The organism is Tsuneonella sp. HG222, assembly GCF_053819185.1.
Genome location: NZ_JBSOQZ010000002.1, coordinates 522391 through 535440 on the forward strand (window position 1 = coordinate 522391; position 13050 = coordinate 535440).

10 protein-coding genes are annotated in these 13050 nt (G+C 67.5%); all 10 read right to left on the reverse strand.

What is annotated here, in order from left to right:
- Nucleotides 1–12: 12 nt before the first annotated feature.
- Genes ACWPMZ_RS14150 through ACWPMZ_RS14195 form a run of 10 tightly spaced genes read right to left on the reverse strand, consistent with a single transcriptional unit; the run spans nucleotide 13 to nucleotide 13004 of the window.
- The gene (locus ACWPMZ_RS14150) at nucleotides 13–987 is read right to left on the reverse strand and encodes a hypothetical protein (RefSeq protein WP_455704703.1); all 975 of its coding nucleotides are present in this window, start codon (nucleotides 985–987) and stop codon (nucleotides 13–15) included.
- Between the two features lie 10 nt (nucleotides 988–997).
- The gene (locus ACWPMZ_RS14155; protein WP_455704704.1) at nucleotides 998–2170 is read right to left on the reverse strand and encodes a CaiB/BaiF CoA transferase family protein; all 1173 of its coding nucleotides are present in this window, start codon (nucleotides 2168–2170) and stop codon (nucleotides 998–1000) included.
- Nucleotides 2167–3195, reverse strand: a complete 1029-nt coding sequence (gene dctP, locus ACWPMZ_RS14160) for a TRAP transporter substrate-binding protein DctP (RefSeq protein WP_455704705.1) — start codon at nucleotides 3193–3195, stop codon at nucleotides 2167–2169. Before dctP ends, ACWPMZ_RS14155 begins: the two co-directional genes overlap by 4 nt.
- Nucleotides 3192–4478: a 2-hydroxyacyl-CoA dehydratase subunit D gene (locus ACWPMZ_RS14165; RefSeq protein WP_455704706.1), complete on the reverse strand. Its 1287-nt coding sequence runs from the start codon at nucleotides 4476–4478 to the stop codon at nucleotides 3192–3194. The genes dctP and ACWPMZ_RS14165 overlap by 4 nt, the downstream gene beginning before the upstream one ends.
- Nucleotides 4475–6562, reverse strand: coding sequence for a CoA transferase (locus ACWPMZ_RS14170; protein WP_455704707.1), 2088 nt, complete (start codon nucleotides 6560–6562; stop codon nucleotides 4475–4477). Before ACWPMZ_RS14170 ends, ACWPMZ_RS14165 begins: the two co-directional genes overlap by 4 nt.
- Nucleotides 6559–7437 carry a hypothetical protein gene (locus ACWPMZ_RS14175; RefSeq protein WP_455704708.1) on the reverse strand — a complete coding sequence of 293 codons (879 nt, stop codon included), beginning with the start codon at nucleotides 7435–7437 and terminating at the stop codon, nucleotides 6559–6561. Before ACWPMZ_RS14175 ends, ACWPMZ_RS14170 begins: the two co-directional genes overlap by 4 nt.
- On the reverse strand, nucleotides 7434–8741 hold the full coding sequence (locus ACWPMZ_RS14180; protein ID WP_455704709.1) for a TRAP transporter large permease: 1308 nt from the start codon (nucleotides 8739–8741) through the stop codon (nucleotides 7434–7436). Before ACWPMZ_RS14180 ends, ACWPMZ_RS14175 begins: the two co-directional genes overlap by 4 nt.
- The gene (locus tag ACWPMZ_RS14185; protein ID WP_455704710.1) at nucleotides 8738–9184 is read right to left on the reverse strand and encodes a TRAP transporter small permease; all 447 of its coding nucleotides are present in this window, start codon (nucleotides 9182–9184) and stop codon (nucleotides 8738–8740) included. Before ACWPMZ_RS14185 ends, ACWPMZ_RS14180 begins: the two co-directional genes overlap by 4 nt.
- 1 nt (nucleotide 9185) lies before the next feature.
- Complete coding sequence (locus ACWPMZ_RS14190; protein WP_455704711.1) at nucleotides 9186–10298, reverse strand: CapA family protein; 1113 nt, start codon at nucleotides 10296–10298, stop codon at nucleotides 9186–9188.
- A gap of 27 nt (nucleotides 10299–10325) precedes the next feature.
- Nucleotides 10326–13004 carry a TonB-dependent receptor domain-containing protein gene (locus ACWPMZ_RS14195; RefSeq protein WP_455704712.1) on the reverse strand — a complete coding sequence of 893 codons (2679 nt, stop codon included), beginning with the start codon at nucleotides 13002–13004 and terminating at the stop codon, nucleotides 10326–10328.
- Between the last annotated feature and the right edge of the window lie 46 nt (nucleotides 13005–13050).

Here is a 13050-nt window from a genome sequence, read left to right on the forward strand (position 1 = left end):
AAGGGTATCCCCCTAATCGAAGTTCTTGAGGCTGATCGTCGCTTCCGGATTGACGCACAGGCGGCAGTTGGCGCCCAGGAAGCTGCGCGCTGCGGACGAATTCCCGCGCAGTTGCCATTCGAGCCAGTCGACCACGATCCCCGCAGCCGTGCCACCCAGGGGACGGGCATAGGTGCCGCCATGTCCGAAGGGCAGGTTGACCAGCGCCACCGGCACGTGGTCGATGCGCTTCACGTCGTCCGTCCCGTTAGGGTAGGCGATGTCGGTCTCCCCGCCGAGCAGGTAGAGCACCGGCGTGTGGAACCTGGACAGGGCAGACTTCGGCAGCGTCGTGCCTCCGATCGATTCGTTCGGATCGTTGAAAAGCCCCGAGTTCTGCACGACGACTGTGCTGATGCGCGGGTCCCCTGCCAGGGTGATGGCCTGCAACCCGCCGCAGCTGAACCCGCCGACCGCGACAGCCTGCTTGTCGATCAGGCCTGCATACTTGCTGCCCTGCCGAGCATTCTCGGCAAGCGCGAAATCGATCCCTTCGCGCACATCGTCCGCCGTCGTGGCGGGCGGGGGCAGGCGCTGGCCGGGCGCCGGCGTGCGCGGAGCCTCGCGCCCCACCTTCGCATTGGGCCCCGAACGCCATTTGCCCGGGGCGATGACGAGGTAGCCATAGGAAGCGATCTCGGCGAGATGTTGCCGCTGGCTCGCGCCGTCGTCGGCGCACCCGCCGTTGCCCCAGGCGAAGACACCGAGCTTACCGCCCTTGAAAGCCGACAGATCGGACGGGCGATAGACCACGTGATCCGGGATGCCCGCGTCGAGTTCCATCACCGCCGGATAGGGCCCGTCGCCGGGCGTGTCGGGCACCTTGTTCGCCTCGGCCTGCGCTCTGGCGAAATCGCTGGGCGCCCCAGCCGCCTGTTGCGCCCCGGCGCCGGTCGACGACAGGGCAAGCAGCATTGCGATCGAACTCAAACCGACGCGGTTCTTCATGGGGCCTCTCCTAAGCGATTTCGTCTGCTCCGTCGGAGCGGAGCCATGCAAGGATTTCCTCGCGGTGCTGGTCGAGCCGGGGCGGTGGCTCGTTGGTGCCGGGCGCGCCGGGGGTCATGTTGAAGCCGGCGTTGGGAATGGCCAGCGTGCTGATCTGCGGGATCCCCGGGATCGGGACGTGGAGCAGGCTGGCATCGCTCGCCATCTCGACCGCTTCGTTGACCGTGCGGATCATGCCGCAGGGGATGCCCTTGGAGCTGAGCCCCGATTCCCATTCGGCCGCGTCGCGGGCGAGGAACGTCTGCGCCAGCTCGTCGTGCATCGCCGAGAAGTTCGCGCGGCGCGCCGCGGGCGTGGCGAAGCGATCGTCGCCGAGCCAGTCCTCGCGCCCGACGAAGCCGGCGAAGGCCTTGAACTGGTTGTCCTGCACGATGCCGAGCGAGATCTGCCGGCCGTCCGCGCATTCGAAGATCGCGGCCGTGGGTAGCCCGCTGTAACCGGTGTTCCCCATGCGCTTCATCGCCTGGCCGGTGACGAGATAGGGCGTGATGGCCGAGGTCATGAAGGCCAGCGTCGCGTCGAACATCGACACGTCGATGTAGGCGCCCTGCCCGGTGGTCTGCCTCTGGACGATCGCACCGAGCACGGCCATCGCCGCGATCTGCCCGGCAAGGGTATCGACGATCGGGAAGCCGACCCGGACGGGCGGTTCGCCTTCGCCGCCGCTCAACATCATCATTCCCGTCGTCGCCTGGACGATATTGTCGATGGCTGGCCAGTCGCGCTGCGGCCCGGTCTGGCCGTAACCCGACACCGAGCAGAAGATGATGCTGGGGTTCCATTCGCGCACCTGCTCGTACGACAGGCCGAGCCGGCCGATGACGCCGGGGCGGAAATTCTCGATAAGGACGTCCGATCGCTCGACGATCGCCCGCGCGATCGCAAAGTCTCCAGCGTCCTTGAGGTCCAGCGCGATGGACTTCTTGCCGACGTTGGCCGCGATGAACGGCGGGCTCATGTCCTTGAAATCGGGATCGGGGCTGTAGTTGCGGAACTGGTCCCCCTTGCCCGATTCGATCTTGATCACTTCTGCACCCATCAGGCGCAGCAGGTGCGAGGCGAAAGGCCCCGCCATGACGTGGCTGAAGTCCGCCACCCGAAGACCGCTGAGCGGCTGGCTCACGATTGCACCCCGCAATTCACTCCATTTTCCGATATGCTCGATCGCGCCACGCGAAAGGCCGCCAGCCCGTCGATCCCCAGATCGGCCAAGCGCCTGGCGTTGGTTTCCGCATCCTCCAGGTAATGCCGGTCGAAGGCCTCCTGCTCCGCCGGATCGATCGGATGGAAGACGATATGCGCCTTCTGCGCCGCCTTCATGCCGGCTTCGGCGCCCTTCTCGATCTCGTCCTCCAGCGCTGCTTCCCATTCCTTCACCGAACGGCGCATCAGGGCCTGTTGCTCGGGCGTGAGGCGCTTCCACGCCGCGTCGCTCATCGCCCGCGCGGGGTACGCCCCCCGGGGGATCTTGAGGGTAGCATAATACTTGCTGACCTCGTCGAAGTGCAGCGCCTGGAACGTGTCGATCGGGGCGACCACGCCGTCGATGACACCCTTCGACAGCGCCGAATAGACGTCGCCCATCGGCATGTTGACCGGGTCGGCACCCAGGCCTTTCAGCACGGCGAGAAGTTCCGTCGGCGCGCGGATGCGCAGTCCCTCCAGATCGGCCAGCGAACGCACTTGCCTGTTTGTCGTCACAACGCCCGGCAAGAGGCCGCCCTGGACCGCCAGGACGTGAAGCCCGGCCATCTCGCGCGATATTTCCGGCACTTCGCGTTCCAGGCAGCGGTAGAGCGCGACTTGCTGCTCGATCGTGTCGGCCCCGCTGTAGAATCCGGACTGGATGCGCAGGAGGTGAGCCCCCCCGCGCGAATAGATCGGCGTGATCAGGCCGATATCGGCGACGCCGTGCCGCAGTTCCTCCACCGACATGTCGGACGACAAGAGCGCGCCGGACCAGACGGGGCGGATGCGCAGGGAGCCTTCGGAGGCCTGGTTGATGTAGTCGATCCACCGCTGATCCGCCCGGCTGAAGGGGTGGCTGGGCGGATAGGGGGTAGCATAAGTAAGCTCGGTCACGCCTGCAGGCACCGGCCGGCTGCATGCAGCCAGCGCCAATGCCAGGATCAGGACGACGAGCTTCATGCCAGGCCCCTGTCGTGCAGGAATTCGGCCACCATCGCCACCATGCGATCGTGATCCCAGATCTTCGCGTCGACCATGTCGGCCGAGATCATCAGCACCGGTACGCCCGCTTCCTCGAGCGCCAGCGCGGTCAGCTTGTTGCCCGATTGCGACAGCCGGTTGTCCGGCGGCAGCAGGATGACGGCCGCGTCGATCCCGCAGCGCTGCGCCTCGCTGACCATCCAGCCGTTCATCCACGGCGGCAGATGCAGGACCTCGTTGATCGAGCAGATCCTGCTGGCGAGAGCTTCCATCACCTTGCCCTTGATGTCGCGGATGTACTGCGGGCCGGCGAACGGCAGGTACATCGACCAGACGAAGACCGCGCCCAGCGTCTCCTCGAGCGCCTGGTAGAAGCCCGGGTCGTGCCACACACCGGCGCCGATCCACATCAGCCGCAGGCGTTCGTTGGACGAGGCACCCTCGCCGCGCTCGACACGCTCCAGCACCTCGTCGCGAAACTTCCTGGCGTGATCGACCGCCCAGTCCGACCCGCGGTGCCATTGCGGGATCATGGTGTTGGGCATCTGTTCGGCGATCGAGACGGGGCAGGGCCGGGCGGAGCCGATCGCCTGCGCGGCCTCCCACAGGTAGCGCTCCTGCTCGTTGATCCGCTCCATCAGCACGGCCAGCTTCGCGCGGTCGAGGCGCCGGCCGGTCTTCCGTTCGGTCAGGGCGATGAGATCTTCGGTTTCCTTGCGCATCAGGTCGATGCGGTCGGGCTGGTAGACCTCCTCCCACTCGCTGTTGGAGCGGGCGTACCAGTCAGGCTCCTTGTGCTCCCAGGCAGGGGCTTCCATCGGAAAGAAGTCGGTCCCCATCGCTTCGGCCCACTGGGCGAAGACGTGCTGGATGCAGTCGCAGGTCAGCCGCGCGACGAGCAGCGTCGGCGTGGGCAACCCGCCCCACGGGGCCGAAGCCGGATCGTTGGCCAGCGTGCAGGCGAGGCCGAGCGAACAATACTTGCAGGAATTGGACGGATACCCCGCCTCGACCATCGCATCGAAATAGCGCGACGAGAGCTGCTTTGCCGAGATGTAGGCCGACCACCACTGGTTGGCGATCACCGGGATGTCCATCGCGTGGAAGATCTCGTGCGGCGTATCGGCCTGCGCGATGACGAATTCCTCGCCCTCGTCGACGACGCGCCGCTTCATCTCCTTGCCGAAATTCTTCTGGTAGGCGGTCGCTTCGGCCGTGCAGGCCAGCGTCTTGCGGCTTCTTACCCCGGCTCCGGCGCTCATTTGAATATCCCTTCGGCTGCGAGAGCCTCGATCGTTTCTGTGTCCAGCCCGCAGATTTCCGCCGCGACCTCGGCGACGTGTTCGCCCATGCGCGGTGCGCGGAACGGCTGCGGGACGTCGCGCGAAAACAGCATCGGCGTTGCGATGTGGCCGAACGGCCCGAGCAGCGGATGGTCGAGTTCCACCAGCGCGCCGCGCCCCGCCAGCTGCGCATCGTCGTCGATCATGTCGGCGCAATCCTGCACGATTCCCGCGGCGATCCCGTGATCCTGCAGCAGGCGCACGGCCTCCTTGTCGCTGCGGGCTGCAACCCAGCCCGCGACGTCTGGGCCGGTCAATTCGTGGAGACGGGCGAGATCGGCCTCCTCGGCAGCGGTGATCGCCACCCAGCGATCCTCGCCGGACGCGCGCAGGACGTCCTGCCACACGATGCCGTCCTGGGCATTGCCGCACCGCTCCGGGTGTCCGCCGCTTTTGGCCTGGGCAAGGAAAGGCCGCATCTGCTGGACGCAGATTTCGTACATCGAGGCGTCGACATGGCATCCCTGCCCGGTGACGCGCCGCGCCTCGAGCGCCGCGGCGGCGCAGGCGGCCATGACGAAGGGGACGATTACGTCGCCATAGGGCACGGCGCCCGGAATGAGCGGATCGCCGCCTTCATAGCCCGTCAGGTAGGTGCGCCCCGAGAGCGCGCCGCCGGTGCCGTCGACGCCCCATTCCTGCGCCAGCGGCCCGGTCTGGCCGTAGACGCTGCCCGAGACCATCACGATGTCGGGGTTGATCGCCTTGAGGTCGTCGAAGCCGAGGCCCAGCTTGGCCATCGTGCCGGGCGAGAAATTCTCGACCACGACGTCGGCCCATTCAATCAGCGGCCGCAGCAGCTTCCAGGCATCGGCCTTCTTGAGGTCGAGGGTCACGCTGCGTTTCGACGAATTGAGGTGGGCGAACCACGGCTTGTCGTCGAATTCGCCGTGTTTCGAGGCGGCGACCTGCACGTCGAGCCTGGCAAGGTCGGGCCGGTTGCGGCTTTCGATCTTCACCACGTCGGCCCCCAGATCGCCCAAGGTCTTCGTGGTGATCGAGCCGACCAGGGCCCAGGCGAAATCGAGCACGCGAACGCCGCTGAGCGGGCCGGTGCGTGGGCCAGGTTGGGTGGCGGAGGGCGACGCGCCGTCCCCCGGCCTGATCGCCGCGAAGCGCGTGGGCAGGCCGTCTTCCGTGGCGAAGAATTCGCGCTCGGCAAGATGCGCGTCCGCCAGCACGTCGTCCGGCTGATTGACGACACAGGCGTTGATCCCCCGGCGCAGGCCTTCGATCGCGATGTCGCGCTTGGTCCTCGTCAGGAAGAAGGCCGCGATCGCCGCTTCCCACTGGGCGCGGGTGTCCGCAGGCAAGGTCGAGCGGTTGTAGGATAGCCAGTCGACGCCGCGCAGCGGGTTGTCGGGCATGACCTCGTCCATCCAGTCGGACAGTGCCTGGTTCGCCGGGGCGCCGAGGCGCCCGGTCATCAGCGAATGGAAGCACCACCCGTCGGCCAACTGCCAGATCGCCTTGATCACCGCCTTGCCATAGGCAAGCTTGCCGCCGCCGACCCGGTGCGGCTTGCCGCGGTCGAACTGCCAAACGAGCACCCCGTTGGTGTTGCGGCTGAACGCGACTTGCTGGATCGAGACGTCGACGTGCTGACCCTGTCCATGGCGCCCGCGGGCATGGTGGGCGGCCATCGCCCCGGCCGCCGCGACCATGTCGGCATGGAAGGTGCAGGCGTCGCCCGCTTCCTTCACCGGCTCGCGGTCGGGCTCTCCTGTCACGCGCAGCGTTCCGCCCATCGCCGATGCGACCAGCTCGGACCCGCGCCAGCCCGAGCGCGGCCCGCCGGATCCGAAGGGAGTGACCGAGACGCAGATCGTCTGCGGATCGACAGCGAGGGTGTCGAACGCCTCGCGCACCTGGTCGGCGATGACGAACGAGGCGCCCTCGACCGGCCCACCGATCTCAGCGCCGAGCGAGGCGAGGAAACGGGCGAGGGGCCGTTCCGCCATCGCCCCCAGCGCGGCGACCCGGTGTCCGGCAAGCAGGCTCATGGGTTCACCTTCGAGAGGAATGCGGCGATTTCGCTTCCGGCGCCGTCTCCGGCCAGCCAGTCGCGCCGGGTGAGGACGAGATAGGGCACCCCGCAAGCCTCCAGGGTCTTGCGCTGCGCCGGCAGGTGCCAGCTTTGCGCCTCGTCCTCTTCGATGATCCAGAGAACTACCGCGCGCGCACCCGATGTTGCGATGGATTTCGCCAATTCGGCGCCGGTGTCGACGAATGCGCGGGGGCCGTGGGGCGAGGTGTGGACCTGCTGCGCAAGTTGATCAAACGCATCCCCGTGTGCGTCGGGGAGGGGATCGTCGAGTGCGAGCCAGGTTTCGCGCAGGGTTGCGCCGTGGGGCGCGAAGCCGGCCGAGGCAATGCTGTCGTGCAGCCGCCGGTCTGGCGGCGACGTGCCGGCCAGCAGGCAGACGTTGTGTGCGCCTGCGCTCTCGGCCGCAGCGACCGGCGCGGGGTCAGCCGCCCGCAGCGCGGCTTCGTCGACGCCCCAGCGGTCAGCCAGGCGCCGCAGGGCAAAAGCCGTCCGCTCCAGGCTGGTAGCGCGCGGCACCTTGGCGATGTCGAGGATGAGCGGCGTGGGCCCCGCGACCATTCCGCGGCGCTGCAGTTCGCACAGGTAGTAGTACAGGCGCTGCACCGAATCCTCGGCGCGGCTGAACACGACTTCGTCCAGATCGTCGTAGGCTCCGTCGGCCCAGGCCTGGAGGATCGACTTCGCCCACGGCGCGAACTTGTTCTCCATCCAGACGTCGGCCCGGGGGGTGGGGCGGTCCGGCTCGAAATCGAGCGGCCCCGCATGGCGCCCGGTCGCCCGCAGCAGGCGCTGCGGCAGGTTGGGCCCGACATGGCCGATCGCGGCGCTCATCCCATCACTCCCGGCAGCCACAGAGCCATCCCGGGGATGAGGATGAGCAGGAACAGGTGGACGAAATCGCTGGCCAGGAATGGCGCGACCCCGCGGAAGATCCGGCCGATCGACAGCCCCCCGGCGACGTTCTGGATGACATAGAGGTTCATTCCCAAGGGCGGATGGACCAGGCCCATCTCCATCGCGCGCGTGATGAAGATGCCGAACCAGACCGGCGACATGCCCACGTCCATCACGATCGGCAGCAGGATCGGCGTGGTCAGCAGCATCAGCGCCAGACCATCGAGGACCGAACCCAGCGCCAGCAGCAGCAGCGCGATCAGGATCAGCGTGCCGATCGGGCCGAGCCCGGCGGAGGACACCAGGTCGCTGGCGGCGGCGGCGAGGCCGGTCACGCCAACGAAGACCGAGAAGACGAGCGCGCCGATCACGATGAGCAGGATCATCCCGCTCGTCTTCAGCGCGCCTTCGCACGCATCGTAGACCGTCGCGCGGGTCAGCGCGCGGCGCCGCGCGGCGACGGCCAGCGAGCCCGCGCAGCCGATCGCCGCGGCTTCCGACGGGCTGATCCAGCCGAACGCGATCCCCCCGATCACCAGCAGGATCAGCAGCACGATGTCCCAGATCCTGAGCAGGGCCTGGCCGCGCTCGGCCCAGGTGGCCCGCTCCGCCGGGGGCGCCAGCTGGGGCTTCCAGCGCATCAGCAGCCAGATCACCACGCAATAGAACAGCGCCTGCGTGATGCCCGGGATGATCGCGGCGGTGAACAGTTCGCCGATGGAGGTTTCGGCGATGATGCCGAACACGATCAACGCGCCCGAGGGCGGGATCATCTGCCCCAGCGTTCCGCCCGCGGCGATCGTGCCGGCGGCCAGTTCGTCCGAATAGCCGCGCCGCCGCATCTCGGGCAGGGCGACCGATCCGACCGTCGCGGCCGTGGCCAGGCTCGATCCGTTGATCGAGCCGAACCCGGCGCATCCGGCAATCGAGGCGTAGGCGAGCCCGCCCGAGCGGTGACCCAGGAAGCGGGCGGCCGCGGTGAACATGTCGCTGCTGGCGTTCGCCGCGAGGAGGATCTGCGCCATCAGCAGGAACAGCGGAAGCGTGCCCAGCTCGTACCGGGTGAGCGTCTCGATCGTGACAACTCCCGCCTTGATGATGGCCGCTTCGGGGCCGCGCACGAGGGCGAGGCCGCCGATGCCGACCAGGGCGAGGGCAACGCCGATCCGGACGCCCGACAGGATCAGCGCGATCAGGATCACCAGGCCGACGAGGCCGGTAGCGGGGGTATCGAAACTCATGACCGCTCTGCCCGCAGGAGACGCGCCAGCGAAATGCCCAGGCAAGCGACCAGGGCTGCATTGGCGATCAGGCGCAGGACGCTCCACGGGATGCCGAGAAGCTCGCTGCGTTCGTGGCCGTACCACAGATCGGCCGCGAGCCAGACGGATCCCGCCAGCAGAAGCGCGAACAACACGACGTCGGCCAGTCTGCCAAAGCGCGTGATGACGTGCCGGGACAAGCCCGTCAGGCTGGCCGAAACGAGCTGGACTCGGGCATGGCTCCTGTCGATGGTCGCCAGGACCAGGGCGATGACGCCCGAGACGAGGATCGCGGCCTGAACCAGCTCGATCGATCCCAGCACAGGCATGCCGATGTTCCGGCCGATCACCGAAACCGTGTCGATCGCCGTGGCCGTGAGCAGCGCGCCGCCTCCGGTCCAGATGATGAGCGAACGCAGCATCCTAAGCGACCTCTCTCACTGCGCCCTGCGCATCCACCAGGATCGGCGGCAATCCCGCCCTATCCGTGATCTGTTCGATGTATTCGCGCACGCGTCCGGCCTGCTCGCCCGTCGCCAGTACGGGGCGGCCGGGCGGTTCGACATGGACCGGCACGAGGGAAACGCTTGTCACACCGCCGGGCGCGAGTTCGAGCAGGCCGATGAAGCCCATTTTCGCCTCGGGGTGAAAGGGCGCCAGGTCGTAGCCCGGATCGGGTTCGAACCCGAACAGCTCCTTGCGGCGGCGGGCCCAGTCGGCGCGGGCCGGGTGGTCCTGGCTTGGCGAGAGGGCGCGGGTCACCACGCATCCGTTGCCGAGCCCGTGAAAGATCGGCCGGCCCCGATGGAATTCGATCCCGCGTACGATGTGCGCGTGGTGCGACAGGACCGCGTCGGCCCCGGCCTCGATGGCATAGTTCGCGAGCGGGCGCTCGTAATGCTCCAGCATGGCCGGGGTATGCACGCGGCCCTTGTGCATGGCGACCAGCACGACGTCGGCTTCCGACCGTGCCGCGGCGATGTCTTCCGCAAGGATGGCGAACGCTTCGTCTGCTATGCCCGATATCGCCGAGCGTGGAGTCACCGGCCCTCCGTCGGCCGTTTCCAGCGGAAGGTAGGCGGCGCCCGCGTTCGTCGGGCTCGCCCAGCCGAATTCGGGGCCTACGCAGTTGTAGCTCAGCAAGGCAACGCGCTGTCCCGCCGCCTCGACGATGGCGGGCTTCCGGGACCGGGAAAGATCCGGACCGGCCCCCGCATGGGCGATCCCCGCTTCATCGAGCAGCGCAATGGTGTCGGCAATTCCCTCCAGCCCGCAATCGGCGATGTGATTGCCGGCCAGGCTCACCAAGCCGATACCCGCGCGAGCGATCGCCGCGACGTTTTCGGGCGGTGCGCCGGGGGCGGGCACGTCACCCGCCACTTCGCCCTGGTGGTCGGTATGGGGCACCTCGACGTGCCCGATCGCGAGATCGGCGGCGCGCAGCGCGGGCGCTATGCCCGACAGCCAGTGGTCGGCGTCCGGTTCGTCGAGAACCAGGTCGCCGATCACTGCAATGGTCAGGGGATTCGAAAGCAAGCTGCGACCTTCTCTGCGATCGGCCGTTCAGAACGCCGTGCGGATGCTGACGGCGAACAGCCGGCCGATCGGATCCGACGCCGTGGCGTCGTACCCGCCGCTGCCGTTGGCATTGGGCGTGACGGCGACGAACGGCGGGTCCTCGTTGAACATGTTGCGGACCTCGGCCGTCAGGGCAAGCCGCTTGAGGAAACCGGCCCGCGTCGAATCCGGCACTTCCCACGTCAGCGCCAGGTCGATCGGGTTGTAGCTGCTGATCGCCTGGGTGGGCTTGATCGCGGTGTTGTCGTAGCCGCCGACGTGCGTCCAGGTCAGCCGGGCGTTGAAGGCCTCGCGGTCGTAGGACAGCGACGTCCGCATCTTGAACTTCAGCGGATTGTAGATCGTGTTGAGCTGGTCGACCGTCGGCGCCGAAGGAGCGACGGCCACTATGTATTTGGTGAGATAGGTGCCAGCCGAGGTCAGCGACAGCGTGTCCACGTCGGACAGCTCCATCCGGTAGTTGACGCTGAAATCGATGCCCCGCGTGACCGACTTGCCCAGGTTCCGACCGCGCCCGTCGACGAACAGCGTCACCGGATTGGGCGCAGCACCCACGAAGGCGATGCCCGAAGCATTGAGCGCAGCCACCCTGGCGGCCGCTTCGGCTCCCCTGAGGATGACGCCGGTCCCGGCGTAGAATGCTTCGTTGCCCAAGATGCCGAGGTTCGAAAGGTTCGCAAGGACCTGGTTGTCGTAATTCACGTTCCAGTACGTCAGGCCGATCCTGAGGTTGTCGAGCGGCTCGAAATCCCCGCCGAAGGACCAAGTCTTGGCGGTCTCCGGCTGCAGGTCGAGGTTCTGTCCCGACACGGCCACGCCGACGATGCTGCCACCGGTCGGAAGAGAATAGTTCTGCACGAACAGGTTGTTGGAATTGCCGTAGATTTCCGGGATCGTCGGCGCGCGGAACGACGTGCCATAGCTGGCCCGCAGCATGATGCCCTGAACCGGCGTCCAGTTGATGCCGAACTTGGGGTTCGTCGTGCTGCCGACGTCGCTGTACTTGTCGTAGCGGACCGCCGCGTTGAGCTCGAGGCTCTCGAAGCCCGGGATCGCATTGCCCGAACCGAAGACGGGCACGTAGACTTCGGCATAGGCCGAATCCACCTTGCGCCCGAAGGACCGGAACACCAGCGGCGTGGTCGGGCCGCCGCGGGCCGAGCCCAGGTCGACGTTGAAGTCCTGCCGTTCGTAGCCGACGGCCGTCTTTACCTCGCCGCCGGGCAAGGCGAACAGCGGGCCGTTCAGGCGCGCCGCATAGGTCCACAGCTGGCCGTTCGTCGGCGCGATGAAGATGTTGTCGGCAAGGCTGGGCAGGATCGCCGGGTTGGTGCGGCCGAGGCCGTAGATGTCGAGCGCCTTGGCCGGGTCGCTGCTGGCGAGGGCGGCGCGCACGTTAGCGACGTTGATCGCGGTATAGGCCTCGGACAGGTCCTTGGTCTTGCCGCGGCCGACCAGCGCCTCGAACTTGAAGTCGTGCGGCAGCTGGATGCGGATGCCCGGCGTGATCTGCCAGCTTTCGGCGAAACCCTCGCTGTCGCCGGTGGGCAGTTCCATCGCCATGTAGTCGATGCCGTAGCTCGTGCCGGTGAATCCTGCCGGGCGGACGAAGAAGGCGTTGGTCTGCGGCACGGTCTCGTTGTTGAGCGTGATGTAGCCGCCGCGGCGGTAGAATTCGCGCTTCGAGTAGAAGCCGTCGTAGAAGACGCTCAGCCAGTCGTTGAAATCGAACGTGCCGGTGCTGTTGATCGAGTTGTACCGCTGCTCGGGGATGAGATCCTGCCCGCGCAGCAGCTCGCACAGGTTGCGCGTGCCGGCGACCAGCGTGCCCGCGCTGCCCTGGGTGACGCCCGCGGCGGGGATGGCGTAGGTCGTGCCGCCTGCGCGAATGGTGCCGGGGCTGCAGCGGGTCGTACGCCCGTCGAGCCCGCCGAAGGGCACCTGGTTGCTGACGAAGAAGTCGCGGTCGTCGCCCGACAGGTTGGAGCGCTTGACGTGCTCGGCGGCAAACATGATCTGCCCGCGCGAGAACACCTTGCCGATCGCGACGCCGACCGATCCTTCGGTCAGCCCGTCGTCGGCCGCGCCGTAGCGCGCGAAGGCTTCCACGCCGTCCAGATTGCGGCGCGGGATCAGGTTGACGACGCCGGCGACCGCGTCCGACCCGTAGATGGCCGAAGCGCCGTCGGCGACCACTTCGACCCGTTCCACGCCGAGCGAGGGAAGGACCGACGGATCGATCGAGCGGCTGTTGCTGGTGACGCGGTGACCGTCGATGATGACGAGCGTCGCATAGGGGCCGATGCCGCGCAGGTTGACCGAGTTGCCGTAGACGATGTTGCCGCTGCCGCCCGACTGGCCGCGCGAGTTCTCGGAGACGCCCAGGTCGAAGTTCTGCGGGATTTCCTTGATGATCCGGTCGACGGTGATGGCGCTGGTGTTCTCGAGCGCCTCGCGGCCGAGCGCGATGACGGCGGAACCGACCGGGGCGACGCCGCCGATGCGACTGCCGGTGACGACGATCTCGTCGCCGGGCTGCGCGGCTTCGTCTTCAGGATCGGCCACGGTGTCCTGCGCGAACGCCGGGGTGCAGACGATCATCGCGCCCACGGAGGCAGAGCAGAGCAACTTGCCGAAATGTGCGGCCACGGTTCCAGTTTTCATCGTAGTGTTTCCCTCTCATGCAGGCCGTGTGCCCGGCCCTTTGTGT

Coding starts and splice junctions, on each gene's coding strand:
- ACWPMZ_RS14150 (WP_455704703.1), bottom strand. CDS start 987: ATGAAGAACCGCGTCGGTTTGAGTTCGATCGCAATGCTGCTTGCCCTG.
- dctP (WP_455704705.1), bottom strand. CDS start 3,195: ATGAAGCTCGTCGTCCTGATCCTGGCATTGGCGCTGGCTGCATGCAGC.
- ACWPMZ_RS14165 (WP_455704706.1), bottom strand. CDS start 4,478: ATGAGCGCCGGAGCCGGGGTAAGAAGCCGCAAGACGCTGGCCTGCACG.
- ACWPMZ_RS14170 (WP_455704707.1), bottom strand. CDS start 6,562: ATGAGCCTGCTTGCCGGACACCGGGTCGCCGCGCTGGGGGCGATGGCG.
- ACWPMZ_RS14175 (WP_455704708.1), bottom strand. CDS start 7,437: ATGAGCGCCGCGATCGGCCATGTCGGGCCCAACCTGCCGCAGCGCCTG.
- ACWPMZ_RS14180 (WP_455704709.1), bottom strand. CDS start 8,741: ATGAGTTTCGATACCCCCGCTACCGGCCTCGTCGGCCTGGTGATCCTG.
- ACWPMZ_RS14185 (WP_455704710.1), bottom strand. CDS start 9,184: ATGCTGCGTTCGCTCATCATCTGGACCGGAGGCGGCGCGCTGCTCACG.
- ACWPMZ_RS14195 (WP_455704712.1), bottom strand. CDS start 13,004: ATGAAAACTGGAACCGTGGCCGCACATTTCGGCAAGTTGCTCTGCTCT.